The sequence below is a fragment of the Streptomyces mangrovi genome (assembly GCF_900114215.1).
Taxonomy (GTDB): Bacteria; Actinomycetota; Actinomycetes; order Streptomycetales; family Streptomycetaceae; genus Streptomyces; species Streptomyces barkulensis.
Genome location: NZ_FOSG01000008.1, coordinates 116,443 through 142,972, shown reverse-complemented (window position 1 = coordinate 142,972; position 26,530 = coordinate 116,443). Strand labels below are relative to the sequence as shown.

Sequence of the window (26,530 nt, the reverse complement as noted above, 5' to 3'; positions counted from 1 at the left end):
GTGAATGGACCACTCGACGGACCGGGCAGGAAACCGGGTGACAGTCCGGGCACGACGGCGCCCGCCGTGACCGAGAGTGACGGTCCCGCGGGCCTCCGGGCGCCCGCGCCCCCCGGCCCTCCCCCAGGCGGCCCTTCCCCCGGCAGCGCTCCCCTGGACCCGGCGGACTACCGCACCGCCTTCGAGGCCGCCGGTCTCGCGATGGCGGTGATCGACGGCGAGGGGCGCGTCCTGGCCGCCAACCACGCGCTCGGGCAACTGCTGGGCTCCCCCGCCGCCGAACTCGCCGGCACCCCCGTCGCCTCCCTGACCGGGCTCGGCATCGACGAGCGGACCCGCGACGAGTGCCAGGCCGTGCTGGAGGGGCGCAGCGACTTCATGAGCTGCACCCGCCGCCTCAAGCACGGGGACGGCCGCTCGGTGTGGGCCAGGGTCACCGTGGTCCCCACCGGCGGGCCGGCCGCGCGGCCCGGGCGGTGCCGCGGCGCCGCCCTGCTGTCCGTCGCCGACATCAGCGAGCGGTGCGACCTCCAGGAGCGGCTGCGTCATCTGCAGATGCACGACCCGGTCACCGGACTGCCCAACCGGTCCCTGTTCTTCGAGCGGCTGTCCACCGTGCTCGCCGAGTCCACCACCGGCCGGGTCGGGCTGTGCTATCTGGACCTGGACGGCTTCAAGGCCGTCAACGACACCCTCGGCCACCGGGTGGGCGACCGGCTGCTGGACGCGGTCGCCGACCGGCTGCGCCGGTGCGCCGAGCCGGGCGGGCATCTGGTGGCGCGGCTGGGCGGCGACGAGTTCGCCCTGCTCGCCGAGGCCTCCACCGGCACCCGGCCGCTGACCGAGCTGGCCGAGCAGGTGCTCGCCGCCCTCCAGCAGCCGTTCGACCTGTCCGGTCAGCGGCTGGCGGTCTCCGCCAGCATCGGGGTGGTGGAGCGGCCCGCCGCCGGGACCACCGCCACGGAGCTGATGCAGGCCGCGGACACCACGCTCTACTGGGCGAAGGCCGACGGCAAGGCCCGCTGGACGCTCTTCGACCCCGAGCGCAACGCCAGCCGCATGACCCGCCAGGCGCTGTCCAGCACGCTGCGTCCGGCGCTGGAGCGCGGCGAGTTCGCGCTGGAGTACCAGCCGATCGTCTCCCTGCACGACGAGACGCTCACCGGGGTGGAGGCGCTGGTGCGCTGGCGTCATCCGCGGCTCGGCACACTCGCCCCCAACCGGTTCATCGGACTGGCCGAGGAGAACGGCGCCATCGTGCCGCTGGGCCGCTGGATCCTGGCCGAGTCGTGCCGTCAGGCCCGCCGCTGGCAGCTGGAGCAGCCCGGCCGGCCGCTGTACGTCAGCGTCAACGTGGCCGTGCGGCAGGTGTGGGACTCGGATCTGGTGGCCGACGTCGCGGCGATCCTGGAGGAGACGGGGCTGCCCGCGGGACTGCTCCAGCTGGAGCTGACCGAGTCGGCGGTGATGGGCTCGGCGGGACGGCCGATCAAGGCGCTCCAGGCGCTGTCCGACATGGGAGTGCGCATCGCGATCGACGACTTCGGCACCGGCTACTCCAACCTCGCCTACCTCAGCAGGCTCCCGGTGCGCGGGCTGAAGCTGGACGGAACGTTCGTCCGCGGCTTCCGCACCGCCCGCTCCCTCAACCCGGCCGACGAGACGATCGTCACCTCGCTGGTCCAGCTCGCCCACAACCTCGGGCTGACGGTCACCGCCGAGTGCGTCGAGGGCCCGGCCCAGGCCGACCGGCTGCGGCGGATCGGCTGCGACACCGGCCAGGGCTGGCACTACTCCAAGCCGGTGCCGGCGGACCGCATCAGTCAGCTGCTGGTGGCGGACGGCAGCCCGTAGGCGTCGGCGATCAGCCCGTAGCTGCGCAGCCGGGCCCGGGCCCCGTGCGACTGCGAGGTGATCATCAGCTCGTCGGCCCCGGTGCGCCCGGCCAGCGCGTCGAGGCCGTCGCGCACCTGCCCCGGCGTGCCGTACACCACGTTGGCCAGCCAGCCGCGCACGAAGTCGCGCTCCATCTCGCCCATGCCCCGTTCGTACTCCTCGGCCTCCTCGGGCGTGGGCACCAGGCCGGGGCGCCCGGTGCGCAGCCGCAGCATCGACAGCGCGCCGGTCATCACCTGACGGTGCGCCTCCCCCTCCTCGTCCGCGGCCAGGGCCGAGACGCCGATCAGGGCGTACGGCTCGTCCAGCACGTCCGAAGGGCGGAAGGAGGAGCGGTACAGCTCCAGGGCGGGGAGGGTGTTCGCCGCCGAGAAGTGGTGGGCGAAGGCGAAGGGCAGGCCCAGGCTCCCGGCGAGCTGCGCGCTGAAGCCGGAGGAGCCCAGCAGCCACACCGGCGGCCGGTTCGCCGCCTGCACCCCGCCGGGCACGCGGCCCTGGACGGGGCCGGGGACGGCGTGGATACGGGCGTAGGGGTGGCCGTCGGGGAAGTCGTCGTCGAGGAAGCGGATCAGCTCGGCGAGCTGCCGCGGGAAGTCGTCGGCCGCCTCGTGCGGCCGGTCGGTGCGGCGCAGCGCGGCGGCCGTCGCCCCGTCGGTGCCGGGGGCGCGGCCCAGGCCCAGGTCGACGCGGCCGGGGGCGAGCGCCTCCAGGGTGCCGAACTGCTCGGCGATCACCAAAGGCGCGTGGTTGGGCAGCATCACGCCGCCCGAGCCCAGGCGTATGGAGGCGGTGTGGGCCGCCAGGTGGGCCAGGATGACGGCGGGCGAGGAGCTGGCCACCCCGGGCATGGAGTGGTGCTCGGCGACCCACAGCCGGTGGTAGCCCCGGCTCTCGGCGAGCCTGGCGGTCTCCACGGAGGTGCGCAGGGCGTCGGTGGCGGTGCGGCCCGCGCCGACGGTGGCCAGGTCGAGAACGGACAGCGGGACGGGGGCGGTGCCCCGCGCCGTGCCCCTGACCGGGTCGCCGCCCTGTCCGCCCGGCTGTCCGCCCGGCTGTCCGCCGTTCCTCGCCTCCGCGTCCTTGACCGGGTCCATCGCGGGCTGCCTCCTCGTGGTGCGTGCGGCGCGGGATGTCCGCGCCGCAAGAGCACAGCCCGCACCGACCGCCCGTTATTCCCGCAGCAGCAGCGGTTCCGCGAGCGCCCGGCCGTCGAACAGCGCCCCCAATGCCGGGCAGGAGACCGTGCGGTCCAGCAGGCGCAGCCCCTCCCAGACGGTGACCTGGTTGGCGGTGAGCACCGGCTTGCCCAGCGCCGCCTCCAGCTCGGGGAGCCAGGCGGCGGTGTGCAGAGCGGTGTCGGGCAGCAGTACGGCCTGGGCGTCCGGGTGGTCGCCCGCGCGGGCCAGCGCGAGCACCTCCTCGCGACCCCAGGTGCCGACCTCGGCCGCGGTGACGATCCCGGCGCCGCACACCGACACCACCTCGGCGCCCGCCGCCTTGAGGAAGGCCCTGAAGTGCTCGGCCACGTCATCGGGATAGGTGGCGGCGACGGCGACCCGCTCGGCCCCCAGCGCCCGCACGGCGTGGGCGAAGGCGAAGGAGGTGCTGGAGGCGGGGAGGGCCGCGGCCGAGGACAGCTCGCGCACCTGCTCGTGCGCCCCGTCCCAGCCGAAGACGAAGCTGGCGCTGGTGCAGGCCCACACCACCGCCTGCGCGCCGTGCTCGCGCAGGCGGCCGGCCTCGGCCGACAGACGGGCGGTGGAGCCCATCTCCAGCAGCGCGTCCACGCGGTGCGCGTCCTCGCCGATGTCGGTGTGGACCAGCGGCAGCCGGACGGAGCCCGCGGCCTCGCCCAGGATCGCCTCCAGCCGAGGGTACTCGTCCTCGGCGGAGTGGCCGGGGTAGAGGAAGCCGACGACATCCGCCGTCCGGACCGCCCGTTCCGTGTCTTCCGCCGGGTCCGCGTCCTTCATCCGGGCCGTCCCGTCCGTCCGGTCCATCCGGTCCTCCTCTTCCTCGGTCTCTTCCTCGGTGGTGATGCCGTCCCCGCGGCGGCGGCGCCGCGGGGCGGGGTCACAGGGGCGGCAGTCCGCCCAGGTCGTCCGGAAAGGGCGGCGGCTCCGCGCCCTCGGCCGCCTCCGGTTCGGCCCCGGCCACCGCGGGCTCCGGCTCGCGCTCGGCCGACGGCCCGGGCAGCCCCGCGAGGTTCCCCGACTCCGTTGCGCCGTCCGGGGGTACGGGCGGCCCCGGCGGCAGGGAGGACATGGAAGCCGGGCCGCGCCGGGCCACGGGGTCGAGCAGCGCCTGGTAGGGGCCGACCGCGTCCTTGCCGATGCGGCGCAGCGCCGACCAGACGGTGACCTGGTTGGCGGAGAGCACCGGCATCCGGAGCTCCGCCTCCAGCTGCGGGATCACGTCGTAGGTCGGCAGGTTGGTGCAGCTGATGAACAGCGCGTCGGGCGCGTCCATCACGGCCTCGCGGGCCATGTCCACCACGTCCCGGTACGGCACCCGCCAGATCTCCCGCGTCAGCCCCAGGTAGCTGCGGCCGGTGACCTCGATCCCGGCCTCGCCCAGAAAGGCCTCCAGGGAGTCGGTCACCGACCTGGTGTACGGGGTGACGACGGCGACCCGCCGTGCGCCGAGTTCCTCCAGCGCCTCCAGCAGAGCGCCCGAGGTGGTGAGGGAGGGGACCTCTCCGGAGAGCTCCATGGCCGCGCACATGGCCCGCTCCCCGACCGCGCCGCCCACGAAGGAGCCGGAGGTGCAGGCGTACGCCACCACTTCCGGCGCCACCGCGCACAGTGCCTGGACGGCCTCCCGCAGCGTCTCGTGCTCGCTGACGAGCCGGGCCAGGTCCAGGCTCACCTCGACGGGGACGAACGGAGTGCGGGTCAGATGGAGGGAGACGTCGTCGGGGATCCACCGCCACAGTTCGCGGTCGAGTGCGAAGTCGAAGGGGGCGACGACACCGACTCCGCGCTGCGGATGCGGACCGCCGAGGAACGAGACATCCATGAGCACCCCTTGAAGAGGGTAGGGGCGGCCAAGGGCCGTTGACGGGAGAAAAGCCGGCGCGAGAGAGCCGGGACGCCGGGACAGATGCCTTCGTTGACGAAGGTAGTTACAGGTCCCTACCGTGGTCAATCCTTCCGTCCATCCGTGCGTCCGTACGGTGCTCCGGATCTCTTCGGGCCGGACCCAATACTTCTCCTTCCTCGTTGCCCCCTCGTTGCGAAACGGTTTTCCGCCCATGTCAGAAACCACTGTTCCGGCCGGCATCCCCACTCTCGGTGTCCTCGGCGTTCCCGGCGGCGATCCGCCGGACCTGGAACGCCTCTCGGGGCGTGCCCGGGTGGAGTACGCCGACGAGGGTTCGCTGGCCGCCCTGCTGCCGGCCGTGGACGCGCTGCTGGTCTGGGACTTCACCTCCGACGCCGTACGCCGCGCCTGGCCCGGGGCGGGCCCGCGGCCGGGCTGGGTGCACACCGCGAGCGCCGGGGTCGACCGGCTGCTGGGCTGTCCGGAACTGGTCGGTTCGGAAACGGTGATCACCAATGCGCGGGGGGTCTTCGACCAACCCATCGCCGAATACGTGGCAGGTCTCGTCCTGGCTTTGGCCAAGGATTTCCACGGCAGTTGGGAATTGCAGCGGCAGCGGCGCTGGCGGCACCGGGAGACAATGCGACTGGCCGGAACTCACGCGATTGTCGTAGGTTCGGGCCCCATCGGCCGGGCAATCGGCCGCACACTTATGGCACTGGGTGTCGAAGTGGAACTCGTGGGGCGCAGGGAGCGGCCCACGGACCCGGAATTCGGCCGAATTCACGCCGGCGGAGCGCTCGACGCCCTCCTCCCCTCCGCCGACTGGGTCGTGTGCGCGGCGCCCCTGACCGAGTCGACCACCGGGATGTTCGACGCCGCCGCCTTCGCCCGGATGAAGCCGACGGCCCGTTTCGTCAACGTCGGACGCGGCGCCCACGTGGTGCAGGAGGACCTGGTCGAGGCACTGCTCTCGCACCGGATCGCGGCGGCGGCGCTGGACGTCTTCGCCGATGAGCCGCTGCCCTCCGGCAGCCCGCTGTGGGACGTCCCCGGCCTGCTGGTCTCGCCGCACATGAGCGGCGACACCGTCGGCTGGCGCGACGACCTCGCCCGGCAGTTCTGCGACAACTTCGACCGTTGGGCGGCGGGCGAGCCACTGTTCAACGTCGTGGACAAACAGCTCGGCTACGTCCCGGACAGGAGTGCACCATGACCGGCACCACCGAACCGGCCGGCCCCACCGGCCTGACCCACCCGAACGGCTCCGCGGACCCGAGCGGCCTCACGGACCTGACCGCCGCCCGGCTCGTGGAGGGCTACGCCCGCGGGGAGTTCACTCCGGTGGAGGTGGCCCGCGCCGTGCTGGAGAGGTCCGAGCACATCCAGCCGGTGGTGAACGCGTTCGTCCGGCTCGACGCCGAGACGGCGATGGAGCAGGCGCGGCGGTCCGCCGGCCGGTGGCGGCGCGGTGAGCCGGCCGGTCTGCTGGACGGGGTGCCGGTGTCGGTGAAGGACATCCTGCTGCTGCGCGGCGGACCGACGCTGCGCGGCTCGTGGACCGTCCCCGCGGACGGCCCCTGGGACGAGGACGCGCCCTCGGTGGCGCGGCTGCGCGAGCACGGGGCGGTGTTCACGGGGAAGACGACGACACCGGAGTTCGGCTGGAAGGGCGTCACCGACAGCCCGCGGCACGGCGCGACGGGGAACCCGTACGCCCCGGGGCGCACCGCGGGCGGTTCCAGCGGCGGCAGCGCGGCCGCGGTGGCACTGGGGGCCGGGCCGCTGAGCCTGGGCACCGACGGCGGCGGCTCGGTGCGCATCCCGGCGTCCTTCTGCGGGATCTTCGCGCTGAAGCCGACCTACGGGCGGGTGCCGCTGTACCCGGCCAGCGCCTACGGGACGCTCGCGCACGTCGGCCCGATGACCCGCGACGCGCGGGACGCGGCGCTGCTGATGGATGTGATCACCGGCCCGGACGCCCGCGACTGGTCGCAGCTCGGGCCGGTGCCGGGCAGCTTCCGCGACGGCCTGGACGGCGGGGTCGCCGGCCTGCGGGTGGCCTACTCCCCCGACCTCGGCGGCCGGGTGGAGGTGGACCGGGAGGTCGCCGCGGCGGTGCGGCGGGCCGTGGAGGCGCTGGAGGGGCTGGGCGCGCGGGTGGAGGAGCGCGACCCGGGCCTGCCCGACTGCCTGGAGGCCTTCCACACCCTGTGGTTCAGCGGCGCCGCCCGGGTGACCCAGCATCTGGACCCCGAGCGGCGCGCGCTGCTGGACCCGGGTCTGCGGGAGGCGTGCGAGCAGGGCGCGGCCCGCAGCGCGCTGGACTACCTGGCGGCGGTGGACGTGCGGATGTCGATGGGCCGGCTGATGGGCGCCTTCCACACGGAGTACGACCTGCTGGTCACCCCGACGCTGCCGGTCACCGCCTTCGAACTGGGCGGCGAGGTGCCGCCGGGCTCGCCGTACGGCCGCTGGACGGGCTGGACGCCGTTCACCTACCCGTTCAACATGACCCAGCAGCCCGCCGCGTCCCTGCCCTGCGGGGTGGACGGCGGCGGGCTGCCGATCGGGGTGCAGCTGGTGGGCGCGCGGCACGCGGACGCGCTGGTGCTGCGCGCCGCGCACGCGCTGTACGAGGCGGGGGCCGCCGATGTTCCGCCGCCCCCGGCGCTCGCGTCCGACTCCGCGTCCGACTCTGCTTCCGGCTCCGCGTCCGACTCTGCTTCCGGCTCCGCGTCCGGTCCTGTGCCCGGCCCGGTGCCTAGGCCCGCCGGAAGCTGAGGCTCTCGCCCAGGGCCCCGGCCCGCCACAGGTCCTGGCAGGCGTCGGCCATCCGGTCCAGCCCGTCCACCACCGCCCCCCACACGATTCCGGGGACCCAGCCGGCGTCGCCGTTGATCAGCAGGTTGTTGCGCTCGTAGAACAGGGCCAGGTCCACCACGGTCGGCCGGCCCCGGTGCCCCGCCTCCGCCTCGTACCCGTAGGAGGAGGTGCCGAGCTGGACGTCGGTGAAGGTGAAGTAGCACAGGTCGCCGGGGATGGGCGTGATGGTGGGGTTCTCCAGCGGCGGCTCGGCCGGGGCGAACACCGGCAGGAGTGTGTAGATCTCGTTGCGCGCGTACTTGGCGTGGTAGACGTCGCCGCCCAGCGGAAGGGCGTTCCACACCGCCTCGCAGGTGATGGGCGCGCGGTCGTCGAGCAGTCTCGCCGTGCAGCTCACTCCCCGCTTGTCGAGTGATACTTCGATGAAACGGTCTGCCATTTCGGCTCCTGTCCGTCGATTTCCCTCCCAATACTGACGCAGCGACCGGGCCCGGCCGTCAACACCGCAACGGCCGCATCAAGGGCTGGAAACGGCGGGCATATTTTTCGTTGATCGGGGTAGTGGCGCGCCCATGGCTCCACCACAAGGGAACGAGACAGGAAAATCAGGTACAGGCGACAGCCTCGATAACCGGACGAGACCCGTCCGGGGGATAAGCCGCCGCGCGATGCTGGCGGGCCTGGGCGCGCTGGGCGCGGCGGGCGCGATCGGCGTGGCCGGATGCAGCCGGGTACCCGACGCCGGGGAGGCCGGCGAGGGCAACCTGCTGGAGCGCATCAGGGCGCAGAACACCGTGCGGGTGGGCATCGCCGGCGAGGTCCCCTACGGATACATCAACGACCAGGGCGAGTTGACCGGTGAGGCGCCGGAGATCGCGAAGGTCATCTTCAATCGGCTGGGTGTGGAGAACGTCGTCCCCGTTCCGACCGAGTTCGGTTCGCTGATTCCGGGACTCCGCTCGCAGCAGTTCGATGTGGTCTCCGCGGGCATGTACATCAACCCCCAGCGCTGCGAACAGGTGATCTTCGCCGACCCCGAGTACGTGATGCTCGATGCGTTCATCGTCCCCAAGGGCAACCCGAAAGGGCTGAACAATTACGAGGACATCGTCCGCACGGGCGCCAAGATGGCCACCGGCACCGCGTACGCCGAGATCGACTACGCGGTCGCGGCCGGCGTCCCCCGCGGCGAGATGCTGATCCTGCCCGACCAGGTCGCCGGACTGGCGGCCGTCGAGCAGGGCCGGGCCGACGTCTTCGCCGGCACCTCGCTGACCGTCCGCCAGGTGGTGAAGGGCAGCGACCGGGCCGAGGCCACGGAGGCCTTCCAGCCCATGGTGGACGGCGAGCCGGCGATCGGCGCGGGCGGCTTCGCCTTCCGGCCCAGCGCCACCATGCTGCGTGACGCGTTCAACCGGGAGCTGCGCAAGCTCAAGGAGAGCGGTGAGCTGCTGGAGATCATGCGGCCCTTCGGTTTCTCCGAGGACGAGATGACCGACCTGACCGCGAAGGAGCTGTGCGCATCATGACCTGGGGCCTGTGGGAGTCCTACATGCTGCCCGGCATCTGGATCACCATCCAGGTGACGGTGTACAGCGCCGCGCTGGCCGCGGCCGTCTCCTTCGTCGTCGGAATCCTGCGGTCCTCCCCGCTGTGGATCGTCCGGTTCCTGTCCGGCGCCTACTTCGAGATCTTCCGCGGAGCCTCGGCGCTGGTGTTCATGTTCTGGCTGTTCTTCGCGCTGCCGATCGCCTTCGGCTGGCAGCTCGTCCCGATGTGGGCGGGTGTTCTGGCGCTGGGCCTGACCTACGGCGCGTACGGTTCGGAGGTCGTACGCGGCGCGCTGGCCGCGGTCTCCCCCGCCCAGCGCGAGGCGGGGATCGCGCTGAGCTTCACCCGTATGCAGCGGCTGCGGCGCATCGAACTGCCCCAGGCGTGGCCGGAGATGGTCCCGCCCTTCAACAACCTCGCCATCGAGCTGCTGAAGGGCACCGCGCTGGTCTCGGTCATCAGCGTGGCCGACATGACCTTCGCGGCGAACCTGATCCGCTTCACCACCAACGAGAGCGCGCCGATCTACACGCTCCTGCTGGTGATGTACTTCGTCCTCGCCTTCCTCATCACCCGCGGCATGCGGCTGGTGGAGCGGAAGGCCAAGGCCGGGATCGGGCAGGCGCCGCCGCCGGGCGGCGGACTGCTGGGCGGTCTGCGCCGCCGGACGAAGACCGCCGACCCCGTCACCGGGACGGCCGGAGCGGGCACCCCGGGGGGTAATCAGTGAACTGGAACTGGGACGTCGTCGACGACTTCATGCCGCGCTTCTGGGACGGGGTGCTCGTCACCCTCCAGGCGCTGGTGCTGGGGTCCCTGCTGGCCTTCACCCTCGGTCTGGTGTGGGCCATCGCGCAGCGCTCCTCCAAGGCGTGGGTCCGCATGCCGGTGACCGCGGTCACCGAGTTCATCCGCAACACCCCGCTGCTGGTGCAGCTGTTCTTCCTCTTCTACGTGGTGCCCGAGTGGGGGCCGGCCATGTCCCCGCTGATGACGGGTGTGATCGGCCTCGGCCTGCACTACTCGACCTACACCGCCGAGGTCTACCGGGCCGGCATCGACGGTGTGCCCAAGGGGCAGTGGGAGGCGGCGACCGCGCTCAGCCTGCCGCCGGTGCGCACCTGGACGGCCGTGATCCTGCCGCAGGCCATCCGCCGCGTGGTGCCCGCGCTGGGCAACTACGTCATCGCCATGCTGAAGGACTCGCCGCTGATCGCGATCATCGGCGCCTTCGAGATGCTCGGCGAGGCACGCGCCTACGGCTCCGAGACCTTCCGGTTCCTGGAGCCGATCACCGTCGTCGGCATCGCCTTCATCGTCATCGCCTACCCGGCTTCCCTCCTCATCCGAGCCCTGGAGCGTCGTCTTGTCCGCTGACACCCCGCGTGAGAACGCCACCACGAGTACCGCCGCGGACGGCCGCGAACTGATCCGCTTCGACAAGGTGACCAAGCGCTTCGGCGACCACGTCGTCCTGGACCAGCTGGAGTTCAGCGTCTCCGCCGGGAAGCACGTCACCCTCATCGGCCCCTCCGGATCGGGCAAGACCACGATCCTGCGGCTGCTGATGACCCTGCTCAGGCCCGACGAGGGCGTCATCACGGTCGACGGCGACCACCTCACCCACGAGGAGAAGGGCGGCAGGCTCGTCCCCGCGGGCGAGAAGCACACCCGCGAGGTGCGCAAGAAGATCGGCATGGTCTTCCAGCAGTTCAACCTCTTCCCCAACATGAAGGTGCTGCGCAACATCACCGAGGCACCCGTCCACGTGCTGGGCATGGGCAAGGACGAGGCCGAGCAGCAGGCTCGCGAGCTGCTGGAGAAGGTGGGGCTGACCGAGCACATCGACAAGTACCCCTCCCAGCTCTCCGGCGGCCAGCAGCAGCGTGTGGCCATCGCCCGCGCGCTGGCCATGAGCCCGAAGGTGCTGCTGCTGGACGAGGTCACCTCGGCCCTCGACCCGGAGCTGGTCGCCGGGGTGCTGGACGTCCTGCGGGACATCGCGCACACCACCGACATCACCATGCTGGTGGTCACCCACGAGATGAACTTCGCCCGGGACATCTCCGACGACGTGCTGATGTTCAACGAGGGCAAGGTGATCGAGTCCGGTCCGCCGGAGAAGATCTTCAACGACCCCGACCACGAGCGCACCAGGGAGTTCCTGGGCGCGATCCTCTGAGGAGGACCCTTGGGGGCGCGCCGCCGCGCCCGGCCCTCCCGTCCGCCTTCGAACATGTTTCGGGGAGCGGGCGGGGGGCCAGTGTTCTGTGCGGGGACGGCGTACGGCCGCCGGCCGCCCCGCACCCGAAGACCCGGTGACCCTCGGGCGGGTGTCGCGCCGCGAGCGGTCATCCGCCCGAGGGGGCACCGTGACACTGCTGCACTCACCCGGGGACCCCTGCCCCGAACCGCTTCCGGAGCGCCGCCCGAACCCGGAGCGCCGCCCGTCCGCGCAGCCGGTGAGGTCCGCGCCCGGCTCCGTCCGCCCTCCCACGGTGCGGCACGCCCTGCGCGTCCTGGAGGCGGTCGCGGGCGGCCACGACGGTGTGGACGAGGTACGGCTGGCAGCCCGGACGGGGCTGCCGCCCGCGCGTCTGGCCGGCCTGCTGCGGACACTGCTGCGCGAGGGGTACGTCGAGCGCCTCGGCGACGGCTCGTACGTGGCGGGCCAGGCGCTGGGCCTGCTCGGCGGCGCGGGCGCCGGCGGCCGGGAGAGGGCGCTGCGCGAGCGGCTGTGGCGGACCCTGGCCCGGCTGCGCGACTCCATCGGCGCGGCGGTCTACCTCGGCCGCTACCGCGACGGCGAGGTGGAGATCGTCGGATACGCGGGCGGCCCGCGCCACCCCGCGCCGCCCGAGCGGCCGGACTTCCGCTTCGCCGGGCACGCCACCGCGCTCGGCAAGTGCCTGCTCGGCCAGCTCGACCACGACGCGCGCCGGGACCACCTCTCCCGGCACCGGGCCGTCCGGCTGACCCCGCGCACGATCACCGACGAGCGGGTGCTGCTGAGCGTCCTGGAACGGCAGCCGCCGACCGTACCGGTCCTGGACCTGCAGGAGTACGCGGTCGGCTCGGTCTGCGCGGCCGTGCCGGTGACCGCGGGATCGGCCGTCGGCTCCCTGGGGGTGTGCCTGCCGGCCGAGGAGACCCACCGGCTGCGGCGGGCCGCCGAGGCGCTGAGCGAGCAGGCCGCCGGGGTGCTGCTCCCGCTGTCCCTGTGATGAGCCGTCCTGCCGAGCGCGCCGGGCGCGTGGTCGGGGCGCGTGGTCGGGAACACCGCGGGGAGCGGGTAGTATGGTTCCCGACAGCGCGCTCCGCCAGGTCGCCACGAGATCACCGGAGTCGCTGCCCGCAGGCGCCGCTAGCTCAGTTGGTTAGAGCAGCTGACTCTTAATCAGCGGGTCCGGGGTTCGAGTCCCTGGCGGCGTACAGCAGGAGAGGGGCCCCTCGCACCGCGCGAGGGGCCCCTCTCCGCATTGGTGTCCCGTCAGTGTCCCGACCAGTGGAACGACAGCTTCACACACGCCGACGTCCTCGACGCCTCCACGATCTCCGCGTTGGGCATGTCGTTGGACCGGACCCACTCCCGGGCCTCCCCGGCGGTGCGGCCCCCGGCCAGTTGGCGCTCCACCAGCCTGCGGCGGCGCTCCTCCGGAGATGCCTCCACGTACCACAGCTCGTCGATCGACCCGCGCGCGTCCGGCCAGCCGGGCAGGTCACAGGCCAGGTAGTTCCCCTCCGTCACCACCAGCCGGACCCCGGGGCGCACCACATGGCGGGCCGCCACCGGCTCGTCCAGCGTCCGGTCGAAGTCGGGCACGTAGACGTCGTGGTCCGGTTCGAGGGCCAGGCGCCGCAGCAGGGCGGCGTACCCGTGGACGTCGAAGGTGGGGGGCGAGCCCTTGCGGGCGGCCAGGCCCAGCCGGTCGAGCTGGGCGTTGGACAGGTGGAAGCCGTCCAGCGGGACGTACGCCGCCGCGTCCGCCCCGTACCGCTCGCACAGCCCCGCCACCAGGGCCTCGGCCAGGGTGGACTTGCCCGCGCCGGGCGGCCCCGCCAGGCCGAGCACGGCCCGCCCGCCCCGCGCGCGGGCCGTCAGCCGCCGGGCCCGGCCCATCAGCTCACCGGTTCGCATGACCGGAAACCTATCCCCCCTCGCCCCGGAAGGAGCACCGCGCGGTGTCGGGTATGCTGGTCCCCGCAGTTCGGCACCGATCGGCACACACCGTGCGGATCACCGCCCCTGCGGGCGCCGCTAGCTCAGTTGGTTAGAGCAGCTGACTCTTAATCAGCGGGTCCGGGGTTCGAGTCCCTGGCGGCGTACCTCTTCGATCCGGGCCCCACCGCCCTCCGCGGTGGGGCCCGGACGTGTTTCCCGGCGCGTCCTCGCGCGGTCGCTCCTCAGTCGATGCCCCGGCAGATGTGCGGCTCGCACTCGTCGTCGTCGCAGTCCCCGGCGAGGCGCAGCAGCGGGGGCGGTGAGACCGGCAGCTCGTCGAGGGCCCGCGGCACGGCGGGCGGGGCGTCGGCTTCCGGTTCAGCTGTGTCATACATGGCGCAGCGACAGCCTTCCGTGTCCTGGGGATCTCGGCCTCCGAGTACCGCGTCTCCCCTCTCTTCAATCCCGGGCGGGTGGGGAACGCAACCGGTTCCGGCCGGAGGTTCACCCCGGTGACCACAACGACCGGGCCGGGCGGCGGTTGCGCACGCGGCTCGATCCGCGCGGGGCCGCTCACCGCGCCCGGCCCGCGCCGCCGGCCCGGCCGGCGTCCGCCCCGGTCCCGGAGCGGACGCCGGTCAGATACGCCGAGACCACCAGATTTGCCGTGTAGGAGCCGCTGGCCCGGTCGAAGGCGCCGGTGCAGGTGATCAGGCGGAGCTCGGCACGTCCGGGGCGGCGGGCGCCGTAGACCTCATGCGGGTCGAAGTCGGCCCGCTCGGCGATCGCCACGTCCTCGACGGTGAACTCCGCGGTCCTGCCGTCGTCGCGTGCGACGCGTATCCGGTCCCCGGGGCGTACCGAGGGCAGGCGCTGGAAGACCGCCCCGCCGGTGTCGGTGTCCAGATGGCCCACCAGCAGCGCCACCCCCTCCGCTCCGGGCGCCGGACCGTCGGCGAACCAGCCGACGGCGTCGGCAAAGTCCATCGGCGGGGGTTCCACGGCGCCCTCGCGGTCGAGCCCCCGCTCGATGATCCGCGCGTGGACGCCGATGGTGTCGATGTCGATACGCCGGGGCTGGGCACCGGGCAGCGGCGCGTGGCCGAACTCGCCGCCCGGCGCCCGGTCGGACGCCGGGGCTCCCGCCCGCGCCTGCTCCGGCGGCCGGGCGGCGGGGTCGGTCAGCTCCCTCCCCCACAGCCACAGCCCGAGCAGCAGCACCGCCCACACCGCTACCACCGCCAGCCGGGAGGCGCAGCCCGTGCGCGGCTCCCCGCCCGGGACGTCGTCGTACACGGCCGTCGCCGCCGGCCGGCTCAGCGGTCGGATTCGGAGCGGGACCGGCGGCGCAGCGCCGCGGCCCGCCCAAGGACGATCAGGGTGGCGGTGCCCGCCAGTCCGGCGCCCAGGGCGGTGTGGAGGGCGCTCGGTCCGGCTTCCCCGCCCTCGTCAGCGGCCGCCTTCGCGGTGCCGCCGCCACCGGCCGGCACGGGGGCGACCGGGCTCACGGCCGGGTCGGTGGCGTGGTGCGAAGGACTCTCGGAGGCCGGGCCGGACCCGGAGTGGTGCACGATCACCCGGCCGGCGACCTTCACGCCCATGCACTCCACCGTGATCCGGTACTCCCTGGGCTCGGCGTCCGAGCGGATGACCGCCTCACCGCGCAGCCCGCCGCGGTCGGCGCCGGGGGACAGCAGCGCGTCGGCGACGAACGCCTCGGAGCGGGCGGTGGCGACGGTGCCCCCGCAGGACACGGCCCACAGTTCGATCTCGGTGCCGGGGCGGACCTTGGCGGGGGTCACCCGTACCGTCACCTCCGGCGAGCCGGACCGCCCCGTACCGGGGGTCTCAGGGCCGGGGGGGTGGGAGACGCCGGGGCCGGGGGGGTGGGAGACGCCGGGGCCGGGGCTCTCGGCGGCCGCCGCGGGGGCGGCGAGGGCCGTGAGAGCGGCGAGACCGGCGGGAGGGGCCGCCGCGGCGCAGACGGCGAGCGCCGCGGCGAGGACGCTCGGAGCGGGTCGTACGGTGCGGAAGATGCCCATGTCGAACCTCCGGGTCGGTACTCCCGAAGATCCGCCGCCCCCGCCCCGCCCGCATCCCGGCGCCGCCCCGCGCTGCTCCGTTCGAGCGCGCCCGGAGGCGGGCGGGACGGGGGCGGGCGGGGGCGGGGCTGATCAGATCCGTTCGACGAGGTCCGCGATCGAGTCGGCGACCGTCGAGGGCCGGAAGGGGAAGCGGTCCACGTCGGCCGGCCGCGTCAGCCCGGTGAGGACGAGGAAGGTCTCCATCCCGGCCTCCAGTCCGGCCAGCACATCGGTGTCCATCCGGTCGCCGATCATCGCGCTGGACTCGGAGTGGGCTCCGATGACGTTGAGCCCGGCCCGCATCATCAGCGGGTTGGGCTTGCCGACGAAGTAGGGCTCGCGCCCGGTCGCCTTGGTGATCAGCGCCGCGACCGACCCGGTGGCCGGCAGCGCGCCCTCGGCGGACGGTCCGGTCTCGTCGGGATTGGTGGCGATGAACCGCGCACCGTCGTTGATCAGCCGGATCGCCTTGGTGAGCGCCTCGAAACTGTAGGTGCGCGTCTCGCCGAGCACCACGTAGTCGGGGTCGGTGTCGGTGAGGATGTAGCCGATGTCGTGCAGCGCGGTGGTCAGCCCGGCCTCGCCGATGACGTACGCGGTGCCCTCCGGGCGCTGTTCCTCCAGGAACTTGGCGGTGGCCAGGGCGGAGGTCCAGATGTTCTCCACCGGGACGTCCAGGCCCATCCGCTTCAGGCGGGCGTGCAGGTCACGGGGCGTGTATATCGAGTTGTTGGTCAGCACCAGGAACGGCTTGCCCGACTCCCTCAGCCGCTTGAGGAAGTCGTCGGCCCCCGGGATCGGCACTCCCTCGTGGACGAGGACTCCGTCCATGTCGGTCAGCCATGACTCGATCGGCTTGCGCTCCGCCATTGGTCACTCCTGCCTGTCACAACGCACATCGGGGCGTGGCGGCGGCACCACGCTGTGCTGCGCCGACGCCCTCAGACTAGCCACTGCCCGCCGAACCCGACCCCGTCTTTCCGGGGCCGGGGCCGGGGCCGGGACCGGGGCCGGGGCCGCCCGGCCGGTCCCGGACGGCGCCTTGCGGTCTCGTTCCCGGTTCGAACCGTCCGAAGAGCGGCGCGAGGACCAGATGCGCCGCGCCGCGGGCGACCAGACGCGCGCCGCCGGGGGCGACGGACACCGGTACGGCCCGGCCGTCGGTGCGCGCGGCCCGGGCCGCCAGCACCCGCTCCACCCCCGCGCGGTACGGCTCCGGGTCGGCCAGTACGGTCCGGCCGCCGAGCACCACGCGGTCGACGTCCAGCAGCCCGGCCAGCCCCGCCGCCCCGGTGCCCAGCACGCGGGCGGCCTCCGCGGTGTCGCCCCGGGCGACGGCCGCCAGGCACAGCGCCTCCAGGCAGCCGCGGTCGCCGCACCCGCACTCCGGGCCGTCGAGCAGCACCACCTGGTGGCCGAACTCGCCGGCCCCGGTGCGCGTGCCCCGGTACAGCGCCCCGCCCAGCACGAGCCCGGCGCCCAGCCCGGTGCCCAGGTGCAGATACGCGAACGAGGCGCCCCCGGCCCCCTGTCCGCCGCACAGGGCGAGACCGAGGGCCGCCGCGTTGGTGTCCTTGTCCAGCACGACGGGCAGCCCCAGCCGCCGGGACAGCGCCTCCCGCAGCGGGTGGCCGTCCCAGTGGGGGAGGCCGGTCACCCGCCGCAGCACTCCCGTGCGGTGGTCCAGCGGGCCCGGACACGCCACCCCGACGCCCAGCGGACGGCCGCCGCGTCCGGGGCCGTCCGGCAGTCCGGGACCGTCCGGCAGGGCGCGCACCGCGCCGGCCGCCGCGTCCAGCACCGCATCGCGGGGCGCGCCCAGGTCGAAGGGGGCCCGGTGCGCCGCGATCACGCCGCCCTGCAGATCCACCAGGACGGCGGTGACCTCGTCACGGTCCAGGTGCAGACCCACCGCGTGGCGCGCGTCGCGCACCAGGCGCCACAGGGTGCGCGGCTTGCCTCCGGTGGAGGGGCGGCGCCCCGCCCGCGCCACCAGTCCCGCCTCCCGCAGCCGGGCGGTGATCTTGCTGACGGCCTGCGGGGTCAGCCCCGCGGCCTCGGCCAGTTCGGGCCTACTCGCGCCCGCCTCGCCCGCCGCGCGCAGCAGATCCAGAACGAGTGCGGCGTTGTGGCCGCGCAGGGCCGGCGGGTCCGCGGCCGCCGGGGAGGCGGCGAGGCCGGGGCCGGGGCCGGGGGAAACGGCGGGGACGGAACCGGGGGAGGCAGGGGTCACGGGTCCATTCTCGCGCCCGCTTGCACTTCGGAAACGCTGTTGCCAAAGTGGGCGCCATGAACGCCGCCTCCCCCGCCGCCCCGGTCCCCAACCCCCTGCGCGTCGGACTGATCGGTTACGGCCTGGCCGGCTCCGTCTTCCATGCGCCGCTGATCGCCGCCACCGACGGCCTCGTACTGGACACCGTCGTCACCTCCTCCCCCGAGCGGCGGCGGCAGGCCCGTGCCGAGCACGGCGAGGAACTGCGCACCGCCGCCAGTGCCGGCGAGCTGTTCGCACGCGCCGGTGAACTCGACCTCGTCGTCGTCGCCTCCCCCAACCGCACCCACGTCGAGCTGGCCACCCGGGCGCTGGAGGCCGGACTGGCCGTCGTCGTCGACAAGCCGCTGGCGGCCGGCGCCGCCGAGGCCGAGGAACTGGCCGGCCTGGCCGAGCGCCGCGGACTGCTGCTGTCGGTGTTCAACAACCGCCGCTGGGACGGCGACTTCCTCACCCTGCGCGACCTGCTGGCCGAGGGCGCGCTGGGCGAGGTGTGGCGCTTCGAGTCCCGCTTCGAGCGGTGGCGCCCGAACCTCAAGGGCGGCTGGCGCGAGTCCGGCGACCCCGCCGAACTCGGCGGACTGCTGTACGACCTGGGCAGCCATGTGGTGGACCAGGCGCTCACCCTCTTCGGCCCCGCGGTCTCCGTCCACGCCGAGTCCGACGCGCGCCGCCCCGGCGCCGAGGCCGACGACGACACCTTCATCGCCCTCCACCACGCCTCGGGCACCCGCTCCCACCTGTGGGTCAGCTCCACCGCCGCCGCCCTCGGCCCCCGCTTCCGGGTACTGGGCAGCCGGGCCGCCTACGTCAAGTACGGCCTCGACCCCCAGGAGGACGCCCTGCGCGCCGGCGCCCGCCCCACCCCCGGCGAGCCCTGGGGCGCGGAGGCGGAGTCCGCCTGGGGCACCCTGGGCGCGGCGGACGACGTACGGCCCGTGCCGTCCCGCTCCGGCGACTACCCCGCCTACTACGCCGCCGTCGCCGCCGCCCTGCGCGAGGGGGGCGAGCCCCCGGTCGCCGCACGGGAGGCGGCCGAGACGCTGCGGGTACTGGAGGCGGCCCGCACCTCCGCGGCCGAGGGCCGCACCGTACGGCTCGGCTGACGGACCGGCCGGCGGGAGGCGGGGGCGGTTCACAGCCGGGTGGCCGTGCGGACCAGCCCGGCGAGGGCGAGGGAGCGGCTGTGCGCGGGCCAGGCGATGTGGGTGACGACGGAGGGCGCGTCGGTCAGGGGGACGGCGGCGTGCTCGGCCCACAGCCAGGCACGGGCTGATTCGGGGAAGACGGCCACGGTGCGTCCGAGGGCGATCAGCTGGGCCAGCTGCGTCTGGTCGTGGATCTCGGGGCCCGGACCGGGCGGGAACCTGCCGTGGCGGGCCCAGCGGGCAAGCGGGAGACCGGGGATGTCGCCGACCTCGGCCAGGGACAGCGTCCTGCGCGCGGCGAGGGGGTGCCCGGCGGGCAGGACGGCGATCTGCCCCTCGGTCGTCAGTTCCTCGCTGTCGAACCCGGCGAGGGAGTTGAACGGCGCGTGCATGAGCGCCACGTCGGCGCGGCCGTCGCGCAGCATCCCCTCCTGCTCACACGTGCCGCTCGGCAGCACCTCGACCTCGGCGGCACCGGGCTCGGCCGCATAGGCGTCCAGGAGTCTGTGCAGCAGCTCGTGGGACGCGCCGGCCTTCACCGCCAGCACCAGGCGGTTGCGGGGGCCGCCCCGACCGTCGGCGCCGCCGGCGCGGCGGGTGCGGCGAGCGGCGGCGGCGGCCGCGTCGAGGGCCGCGCGGCCCTCTTGCAGCAGTATCTCCCCGGCACCGGTCAGACAGACGCCGCGGCGGTTGCGCCTCAGCAAGCAGACGCCGAGACGCCGCTCGAGCCGCTGGATCGCCCGGGACAGCGGCGGCTGGGCCATGCCGAGTCGCTCGGCGGCACGGCCGAAGTGCAGTTCCTCCGCGACGGCCGTGAAGTACCGCAGCTCACGGATCTCCAGGATGTCCTGGGTCTCCTGGGTCTCCTGGGCCTCCTGGATGTCCTGGGTTTCCATGACCACAGCGTAACCGGGTGATACCCACCAGGTATCACAGAGCACCGTATCGGTATTGGATGCGCCGCTCGGCCACGAGCGAGCATCAACGGCATGAGCACACCGAGCACACCCTCCACGCCACCGCCCGGCGGCACCTGGGCCCTGGGCGATCTGACCGTCACCCGCTTCGGCTACGGCGCCATGCAGCTCGCCGGCCCCAAGGTCATGGGCCCGCCCGCCGACCGCGACGGCGCGCTCGCCGTCCTGCGCGAGGCCGCCCGCCTCGGGATCACCCATATCGACACCGCCGGCGCGTACGGGCCGCGTGTCACCAACCGGCTGATCCGTGAAGCGCTGCACCCCTATCCCGAATCGCTGCACATCGTGACCAAGGTCGGCGCGACCCGGGACGAGGAGGGAGGCTGGCCCCCCGCCCGGCGGCCCGAGGACCTGCGCCGCGCCGTCCACGAGAACCTCGAGGACCTCGGCATCGACGCGCTCGACGTGGTCGATCTCCGGCTCGGCGACGCTCAGGGCCCCGTGCCCGGCTCGCTCGCGGAGGCGTTCGAGGCGCTCGTCGACCTCCAGCGGCAGGGCCTGATCCGGCACCTCGGCGTGAGCAACGCGACGGCGGAACAGGTCGCCGAGGCACGCTCGATCGCACCGATCGTGTGCGTGCAGAACATGTACAACCTCGCCCACCGCCACGACGACGGGCTGATCGACGAACTCGCCGAGCAGGGCATCGCCTACGTGCCCTTCTTCCCCCTCGGCGGCTTCACCCCGCTGCAGTCCACGGCGCTTTCCGCCGTGGCCGCCCGGCTGGACGCGACACCGATGTCGGTCGCCCTGGCCTGGCTGCTGCGGCGGTCGCCGAACATCCTGCTCATCCCCGGTACCTCGTCGGTGGCGCACCTGCGCGAGAACGTCGCCGGCGCGGGACTCCCGCTCTCCGGCGAGGACCTCGCCGAGCTGGACAAGATCGGCCGCTGACGGGACGCGGGGCACGGCGCGGCGGCGGGCGCGGCCTCAGCCGCCCAGCGCGTGGGCGACGGTGTGGATCGCCAGACCCGCCAGCGCGCCCACCACCGTGCCGTTGATACGGATGAACTGCAGGTCGCGGCCGATGTGCGCCTCGATCTTGCGGGAGGTGTGCTCGGCGTCCCAGCTCTCGACCGTCTCAGTGATCAGGGACGTGATCTCGCTCTGGTAGGTGGTGACGACATGCACCGCCGCCCCCTCGATCCAGCCGTCGACCTTGCCCCGCAGCCCGCCGTCCCCCGACAGCTTCGCGCCCAACGACAGCAGCGAGGCGCGTGCCCGCAGCCTCAGCTGGCTGCGCTCGTCCTCGGCCGCCGCCACCACCATGGCCCGCACCGCCGACCAGGCCGAGGAGATCAGCTCCTGCACCTCGTCGCGGTCCAGGATCTCCGACTTCAGCCGCTCCACCCGCGCCCGGGTCTCCTCGTCGGACTGCAGGTCGGCGGCGAAGTCCCGCAGGAAGCGGTCCAGCGCCTCGCGCGCCGGGTGGTCGGGCATGTCCCGCATCTCCGAGACGAAGCGCAGCAGCTCCCGGTAGACGCGCTCGCCGACCTTGCGGTCCACGAAGCGCGGCGTCCACCCCGGCGCCCCGCCCGCCACCGCGTCCATCACCGAGTCGCTGTGCCACACCAGCCAGTCGTGAGCCCGTGAGACCACCAGGTCCACGACCCGGGCGTGGCCGCCGTCGGCGACGATCCGCGACAGCATCCGGCCCAGCCCCGGCGCGATCTCCTGCGCATGGGCGCGCCGGGTGATCGCCTCACCCACCACCGCCTGCACATCGTTGTCCCGCAGCACGGCCAGCGCCCCGCGCAGCGCGGTGGACAGCTCGGCCGTCACCCGGTCGGCGTTGGCCGGCCTGGCCAGCCAGGCGCCCAGCCGGCCGCCGATGTCCACCGAGCGCAGCTTCCGCCGCACCACCTGATCGGACAGGAAGTTCTCGCCGACGAAGTCGCCCAGACTGCGCCCCAGTTGGTCCTTCTTGTTCGGGATGATCGCGGTGTGCGGGATCGGCAGCCCCATCGGCCGCTTGAACAGCGCGGTCACCGCGAACCAGTCGGCCAGCGCACCCACCATGCCCGCCTCGGCGGCGGCCGCCACATAGCCGGCCCAGGCTCCCGCCCCCGCCCGCTGCGCCCAGGTGGCCAGCGCGAACACCAGCGCCGCCAGCAGCAGCGCACCGGTCGCGATGGCCTTCATCCGGCGCACCCCGCGGCGCTTCTCCTCGTCGGCCGCCGTGAAGGCCACCGGGTCGAACGCCGCCCCGGCCGCCCCGGAGCCCCGGGCGCTCTTCCCGTCCGTCGTCGTCCGATCCATCGTCTCCACCCGTCTGCGCCGTCCCGGCCGCAATTGTCGCAAGCGGCCGCCGTCCCGACGGCACCGGACGCCGGACGCGCCGCCCGCGTCCCGCACCGCGAACGCGGCGGCCCGCGGGGCCCGGCCGCCTCACGCCCTTTCATCGATCGCGTAACAGGCGGGGCCACCCGGCGGGAACACGCCTGCCGCCATGGGATCATGGGGAAACCGCCGATCACTTCGCACACCTGGGCCCGCACCGCCCGAGGGGGGACTCTTCCGTGTACGAGCGAGGCTGCCGCCCGTGAGCAAGAACATGGGATACGCCCTGCTGGCAGGGCTCGCGGCCGTCGTGGTCCTGGTCTCCGGAGCCGTGTTCGTCGGCGCCGGCGTCAAAGGCGCGGCCCCGGACACCGCCGCCCCACGAGGCGGGGAGAACGCCGCACCGGCCTCCTCCGGGGCCTGGGTGGGCACCTGGTCCGCCTCACCCGCCTCCGCCGAGCCGAACGCCCCGGACGGCCACCCGGACGCCTCCCTGCGGAACGTGGTGCACACCTCCGTCGGCGGCAGCGCCGCCCGTGTCCGCTTCTCCAACCTCTTCGGCACCCGCCCGCTGACCATCACCCACGCCACCCTCGCCCTGGCCGCCGAGCCCAGCAGCCCCGCCGCCTCGCCCGGCAGCATGCGCAGGCTGACCTTCGGCGACCGAAGCGAGGTGACCGTCCCGGTCGGCTCCGCCGTCACCAGCGACGCGGTACGGCTGAACGTGCCCGCCGCCGCCGACCTGCTCGTCACCCTCTACTCGCCCACCGGCTCCGGCGCCGTCACCCACCACCCCCACGCACGCCAGACCAGCTATCTGGCCCGAGGCGACCGGGCCGACGACACCACCGGCACCCCCTACACCGAGCAGACCGCCTACTGGCGGCACGTGACGGCCGTGGACGTGTGGACGAACGAGACCGAGGCCGCCGTCGTGGCCCTCGGCGACTCCATCACCGACGGCGTCACCTCCAGCCTCGGCGCCAACCGCCGCTGGACCGACTTCCTCGCCGACCGGCTGCGCACCGAGCGCGGCGCCCCCCGCTACAGCGTCCTCAACCAGGGCATCAGCGGAAACCGGATCCTCCTCGACGCCTCCCCGACCGACCTCAAGAACGGGCCCAGCGCCCTGAACCGGCTGGAGCGGGACGTGCTCTCCCGCACCGGCGCCGAGGTCCTGGTCGTCCAGCTCGGCATCAACGACATCCTCAAGACGCCCCAGCAGACCGACCCCCGCAGGATCGTGGACGGCCTGGAACGAATCACCCAGCACGCCCACCGGCGCGGACTGCGGGTGATCGGGGCGACCCTGACGCCGTTCGGCGGGCACCGCAAGCACAACGCGCGCCTGGAGGCCGTACGGCAGCAGGTCAACGAGCAGATCCGCCGCGGCGGCGTCTTCGACGCCGTCGTCGACTTCGACGCGGCCCTGCGCGACCCGGCCGCCCCGCAGCGGCTCCTCCCCGTCTACGACTCGGGCGACCATCTCCACCCCAGCGACAGCGGTTTCCGCGCGATGGCCGGAGCCCTGGACCTGGACCTCCTCATGGGCGCCTCACCGGCCAGGCTCTGACCCGGCCCTGAACCCCGGGCCGGGCAGGCCCGCCTCACAGCCTCCACCCGGCGGCCGCCCGGCACCCTCACGGGTGATGGCGGAGCGTGACAGCCCGATCACCACACTCCCCCGAAGCCCGGCGGCCCGGCCTCACCGGGCACACGCGTACACGTCCACCGGCACCACGCACCCCACCGCGGGTGCCACCTGCCCTCGCTCACCGGAGTGGACGGTGCCAGAGTGTCCTACGGGTCATTCCGCCATAAAACGGAATGGGTAAGCCATACCGACAAGGAGACCGCGGTCATGAGCGAGGAACCCGAGGAGCCGAACAGCAGCGGGAAGCAGCAGCCGGCCGCCGGCCCGCGCCGGTCACCCGTCAAGCGGAGGATCCTGGGCGCCGGCGTCCTGGTCACCGTGGTGGCGACGGGCGGGCTGATCACCGGCTACCTGCTCGTGGACATCCCCGACCCCAACTCCGCGGCGACCGCCCAGAACAACGTCTACCTCTACTCCGACGGCACCCAGTTCGCCCGCGACGGCGACGTCAACCGCCAGAACGTCCGGCTCGACGACATCCCCGAACCCACCCGGCACGCCGTACTCGCCGCCGAGGACCGGGACTTCTACCACCAGCCGGCCATCGACGTCACCGCCATGATCCGCGCGGGCTGGAACATGCTCCAGGGCGAGGGCAAGCAGTCCGGATCCACCATCACCCAGCAGTACGTCAAGAACTACTACCTCGACCAGGAGCAGACCCTCACCCGCAAGGGCAAGGAACTCTTCATCGCCCTCAAACTCGACAACCGGGTGAGCAAGGACGAGATCCTGACCGGCTACCTCAACACCAGCTACTTCGGCCGCAACTCCTACGGCATCCAGGCCGCCGCCCAGGCCTACTACGACAAGCACGCCTCCGACCTCACCACCGCCGAAGGCGCCTACCTCGCGGCCCTCCTCAACTCCCCCAACCTCTACGACGTCGCCGCCCACCCCGAGAACAGGAAACGCGCCGTCGCCCGCTGGAAGTACGTCCTCAACGGCATGGTCAAGGAAGGCTGGCTCGAACCCCGCGAACGCGACGCCATGGCCTTCCCCGAGCCCCGCGACCCCAAGCGCCCCTCGGCCCTGGCCGGCCAGCGCGGCTACCTCGTCGAAGCCGTCAACACCCACCTCACCGAGAACGGCATCCTCGACGAGCAGGAACTGGCCAGGGGCGGCCTGCGGATCACCACCACCATCGACCGCGCCAAACAGGACGCCCTGGTCAAGGCCGTCGAGAAGGAACTCCTGTCCAAACTCGGCGACGAACGCGAAGAGGACTCCTACGTCCGTGCGGGCGCCTCCTCCATCGAACCCCGCACCGGCGAGGTCGTCGCGATGTACGGCGGCATCGACTACATCCAGCAGTACGTCAACAACGCCACCCGCCGCGACTACCAGGCCGGCTCCACCTTCAAGCCCATCGTCTACGCCTCCGCCGTCCACCACCGCGCCAAGACCCGCGGCGGGAAACCCATCGGGCCCAACACCACCTACGACGGCGCCAGCGGACGCACGGTCATCGGCGCCGGCGGCCCCACCAAGTGGGCCCCGCACAACCAGGACAACGTCAGCTACGGCTCGATCCCCGTCACCACCGCCATGAACAAGTCGGTCAACGCCGTCTTCGCCCAGATGGGCGCCGACGTCGGCCCCGAGAGGGTCAAGAAGACCGCCGTCGCCCTCGGCCTCTCCCCCGACACCCCCAACATGGCCGAGTCCAACGCCTCCATCTCCCTGGGCACCGCCACCCCCAGCACCCTCGACATGGCCCAGGCCTACGCGACCCTCGCCAACCACGGCGAACGCGTCGACCACACCCTCGTCAAGAAGATCACCCGCGACGGCGAGAGCATCCCCGTCCCCGAGCCGGAAACCGAGCGGGCCGTCTCCCGCCAGGCCGCCGACTCCACCACCGCGGTACTGCGCGAGGTCGTCAAGACCGGCACGGGCAGCCGCGCCAAGGCCCTGGGCCGCCCCGCCGCCGGCAAGACCGGCACGGCGGAGGAGAACGAGGCCGCCTGGTTCGCCGGCTACACCCCCGACCTGGCCACCGTCGTCGCCCTCATGGGCCAGGACCCCGAAACCGGCGGCCACAAGTCGCTGTACGGCGCCGCCGGAATGCCCCGCCTCAACGGATCCGACTTCCCCACCCTCATCTGGACCGCCTACACCACCGAGGCACTGCGCGGCACCCCCGTCAAGGACTTCGAACTCAAGCCCGGCAAGAACCGCCTCCCCAAGGCGTCCCCCAGCCCCTCCGGCAGCACCGACCCGTCCGGTGGTCCCGACGCCCCCGAGGAGGAGCCCACCCCGGTCGACGGCTCCGAGGAGGCCCCGGACGCCTCCGCCACCGGCCCCGGCCGGGAGGACGCCGAGAACACCGGAGGCGGCGGGGACGACGGGGACGACGGCGCAAACGGCGAACGCGCCCCGGAGAAGGCCGGAAAGGCCGAGAAGGACCGCGGAAAGAAGGCCGGGAACGACGAGAAACAGCCGGGGAAACCCGCCAACCCCTCCGGCGAAGCGGCGGACGGCAAGAACCCCGGCCAGGCCCCCTCCCCGGCCCCCGAGGCCTCCCCCGAGGGCTCCCCCGAAACCTCCGCCGCACCCCGGCCCTGAGACCGAACGGCCGGAGCGGACAGCACGAAGGGCCCCGCGGCACATCCGCGGGGCCCGCCCGTACGGCCGC

24 protein-coding genes and 2 tRNA genes are annotated in these 26,530 nt (G+C 73.5%); 14 read left to right on the top strand and 12 right to left on the bottom strand.

Annotation, left to right across the window (positions count from 1 at the left end; all coding sequences use genetic code 11):
• The first annotated feature begins 66 nt into the window (after positions 1–66).
• Entirely contained in the window at positions 67–1,854 is a 1,788-nt protein-coding gene (locus tag BM237_RS13590; RefSeq protein WP_425443695.1) for a putative bifunctional diguanylate cyclase/phosphodiesterase, read from the top strand.
• Here the strand turns inward: BM237_RS13590 and BM237_RS13585 are convergent.
• The 3 genes from BM237_RS13585 to BM237_RS13575 form a co-directional block, all read right to left on the bottom strand.
• Positions 1,824–2,990 (bottom strand): LLM class flavin-dependent oxidoreductase, encoded by a 1,167-nt coding sequence (locus BM237_RS13585; protein ID WP_093849863.1) that lies wholly within the window; start codon positions 2,988–2,990, stop codon positions 1,824–1,826. The two genes, BM237_RS13590 and BM237_RS13585, sit on opposite strands and share 31 nt — an antisense overlap.
• A gap of 75 nt (positions 2,991–3,065) precedes the next feature.
• Positions 3,066–3,869: a maleate cis-trans isomerase family protein gene (locus BM237_RS13580; protein ID WP_093850022.1), complete on the bottom strand. Its 804-nt coding sequence runs from the start codon at positions 3,867–3,869 to the stop codon at positions 3,066–3,068.
• A 100-nt stretch (positions 3,870–3,969) separates the two neighbouring features.
• The gene (locus BM237_RS13575) at positions 3,970–4,914 is read right to left on the bottom strand and encodes a maleate cis-trans isomerase family protein (RefSeq protein WP_093849862.1); all 945 of its coding nucleotides are present in this window, start codon (positions 4,912–4,914) and stop codon (positions 3,970–3,972) included.
• A gap of 235 nt (positions 4,915–5,149) precedes the next feature.
• On the opposite strand from BM237_RS13575, the gene BM237_RS13570 reads away from it, so the two are divergent.
• Together BM237_RS13570 and BM237_RS13565 are read left to right on the top strand one after the other, a co-directional pair.
• Positions 5,150–6,154, top strand: a complete 1,005-nt coding sequence (locus BM237_RS13570) for a D-2-hydroxyacid dehydrogenase (protein WP_093849861.1) — start codon at positions 5,150–5,152, stop codon at positions 6,152–6,154.
• Positions 6,151–7,722 (top strand): amidase, encoded by a 1,572-nt coding sequence (locus BM237_RS13565; protein ID WP_093849860.1) that lies wholly within the window; start codon positions 6,151–6,153, stop codon positions 7,720–7,722. Before BM237_RS13570 ends, BM237_RS13565 begins: the two co-directional genes overlap by 4 nt.
• Here the strand turns inward: BM237_RS13565 and BM237_RS13560 are convergent.
• Positions 7,703–8,203 carry a DUF3830 family protein gene (locus BM237_RS13560; RefSeq protein ID WP_093849859.1) on the bottom strand — a complete coding sequence of 167 codons (501 nt, stop codon included), beginning with the start codon at positions 8,201–8,203 and terminating at the stop codon, positions 7,703–7,705. The two genes, BM237_RS13565 and BM237_RS13560, sit on opposite strands and share 20 nt — an antisense overlap.
• 133 nt (positions 8,204–8,336) lie before the next feature.
• On the opposite strand from BM237_RS13560, the gene ehuB reads away from it, so the two are divergent.
• From ehuB to BM237_RS13530, 6 genes are all read left to right on the top strand, one after another.
• On the top strand, positions 8,337–9,293 hold the full coding sequence (ehuB, locus tag BM237_RS13555) for an ectoine/hydroxyectoine ABC transporter substrate-binding protein EhuB (protein ID WP_093849858.1): 957 nt from the start codon (positions 8,337–8,339) through the stop codon (positions 9,291–9,293).
• Positions 9,290–10,045: an ectoine/hydroxyectoine ABC transporter permease subunit EhuC gene (gene ehuC, locus BM237_RS13550; protein ID WP_175540996.1), complete on the top strand. Its 756-nt coding sequence runs from the start codon at positions 9,290–9,292 to the stop codon at positions 10,043–10,045. The genes ehuB and ehuC overlap by 4 nt, the downstream gene beginning before the upstream one ends.
• Positions 10,042–10,692, top strand: a complete 651-nt coding sequence (gene ehuD, locus BM237_RS13545) for an ectoine/hydroxyectoine ABC transporter permease subunit EhuD (RefSeq protein WP_093849857.1) — start codon at positions 10,042–10,044, stop codon at positions 10,690–10,692. Before ehuC ends, ehuD begins: the two co-directional genes overlap by 4 nt.
• The gene (gene ehuA / locus BM237_RS13540) at positions 10,682–11,497 is read left to right on the top strand and encodes an ectoine/hydroxyectoine ABC transporter ATP-binding protein EhuA (RefSeq protein WP_093849856.1); all 816 of its coding nucleotides are present in this window, start codon (positions 10,682–10,684) and stop codon (positions 11,495–11,497) included. Before ehuD ends, ehuA begins: the two co-directional genes overlap by 11 nt.
• A 280-nt stretch (positions 11,498–11,777) precedes the next feature.
• A complete protein-coding gene (locus tag BM237_RS13535; RefSeq protein ID WP_245793621.1) occupies positions 11,778–12,539 on the top strand; it encodes an IclR family transcriptional regulator in 762 nt (253 codons plus the stop codon).
• Positions 12,540–12,673: 134 nt separating this feature from the next.
• Positions 12,674–12,747: transfer RNA gene (locus BM237_RS13530), tRNA-Lys, on the top strand.
• A gap of 58 nt (positions 12,748–12,805) precedes the next feature.
• Here the strand turns inward: BM237_RS13530 and BM237_RS13525 are convergent.
• Complete coding sequence (locus tag BM237_RS13525) at positions 12,806–13,453, bottom strand: nucleoside/nucleotide kinase family protein (RefSeq protein ID WP_245793602.1); 648 nt, start codon at positions 13,451–13,453, stop codon at positions 12,806–12,808.
• Between the two features lie 114 nt (positions 13,454–13,567).
• Between BM237_RS13525 and BM237_RS13520 the strand changes: the two genes are divergently transcribed.
• A tRNA-Lys gene (locus BM237_RS13520) sits at positions 13,568–13,641 on the top strand.
• A 78-nt stretch (positions 13,642–13,719) separates the two neighbouring features.
• Here BM237_RS13520 and BM237_RS29300 read toward each other — a convergent pair.
• From BM237_RS29300 to BM237_RS13500, 5 genes are all read right to left on the bottom strand, one after another.
• On the bottom strand, positions 13,720–13,872 hold the full coding sequence (locus BM237_RS29300) for a hypothetical protein (RefSeq protein ID WP_175540995.1): 153 nt from the start codon (positions 13,870–13,872) through the stop codon (positions 13,720–13,722).
• Positions 13,873–14,050: 178 nt separating this feature from the next.
• On the bottom strand, positions 14,051–14,773 hold the full coding sequence (locus tag BM237_RS13515) for a class F sortase (protein WP_093849854.1): 723 nt from the start codon (positions 14,771–14,773) through the stop codon (positions 14,051–14,053).
• 20 nt (positions 14,774–14,793) lie between these two features.
• On the bottom strand, positions 14,794–15,519 hold the full coding sequence (locus tag BM237_RS13510) for a hypothetical protein (protein ID WP_093849853.1): 726 nt from the start codon (positions 15,517–15,519) through the stop codon (positions 14,794–14,796).
• 132 nt (positions 15,520–15,651) lie between these two features.
• A complete protein-coding gene (locus tag BM237_RS13505) occupies positions 15,652–16,431 on the bottom strand; it encodes an HAD-IIA family hydrolase (protein ID WP_093849852.1) in 780 nt (259 codons plus the stop codon).
• 76 nt (positions 16,432–16,507) lie between these two features.
• Complete coding sequence (locus BM237_RS13500; protein WP_093849851.1) at positions 16,508–17,794, bottom strand: ROK family transcriptional regulator; 1,287 nt, start codon at positions 17,792–17,794, stop codon at positions 16,508–16,510.
• A 56-nt stretch (positions 17,795–17,850) separates the two neighbouring features.
• Between BM237_RS13500 and BM237_RS13495 the strand changes: the two genes are divergently transcribed.
• Complete coding sequence (locus tag BM237_RS13495; protein WP_093850019.1) at positions 17,851–18,939, top strand: Gfo/Idh/MocA family oxidoreductase; 1,089 nt, start codon at positions 17,851–17,853, stop codon at positions 18,937–18,939.
• A 29-nt stretch (positions 18,940–18,968) separates the two neighbouring features.
• On the opposite strand, the gene BM237_RS13490 is transcribed toward BM237_RS13495, so the two are convergent.
• The gene (locus BM237_RS13490; protein ID WP_093850018.1) at positions 18,969–19,877 is read right to left on the bottom strand and encodes a LysR family transcriptional regulator; all 909 of its coding nucleotides are present in this window, start codon (positions 19,875–19,877) and stop codon (positions 18,969–18,971) included.
• 93 nt (positions 19,878–19,970) lie between these two features.
• On the opposite strand from BM237_RS13490, the gene BM237_RS13485 reads away from it, so the two are divergent.
• On the top strand, positions 19,971–20,852 hold the full coding sequence (locus BM237_RS13485; RefSeq protein ID WP_093849850.1) for an aldo/keto reductase family oxidoreductase: 882 nt from the start codon (positions 19,971–19,973) through the stop codon (positions 20,850–20,852).
• A gap of 36 nt (positions 20,853–20,888) precedes the next feature.
• On the opposite strand, the gene BM237_RS13480 is transcribed toward BM237_RS13485, so the two are convergent.
• Entirely contained in the window at positions 20,889–22,217 is a 1,329-nt protein-coding gene (locus tag BM237_RS13480) for a DUF445 domain-containing protein (protein ID WP_093849849.1), read from the bottom strand.
• Between the two features lie 283 nt (positions 22,218–22,500).
• Between BM237_RS13480 and BM237_RS13475 the strand changes: the two genes are divergently transcribed.
• Entirely contained in the window at positions 22,501–23,811 is a 1,311-nt protein-coding gene (locus tag BM237_RS13475; protein WP_425443694.1) for an SGNH/GDSL hydrolase family protein, read from the top strand.
• Between the two features lie 288 nt (positions 23,812–24,099).
• A complete protein-coding gene (locus tag BM237_RS13470; RefSeq protein WP_093849848.1) occupies positions 24,100–26,460 on the top strand; it encodes a transglycosylase domain-containing protein in 2,361 nt (786 codons plus the stop codon).
• Positions 26,461–26,530 lie beyond the last annotated feature (70 nt).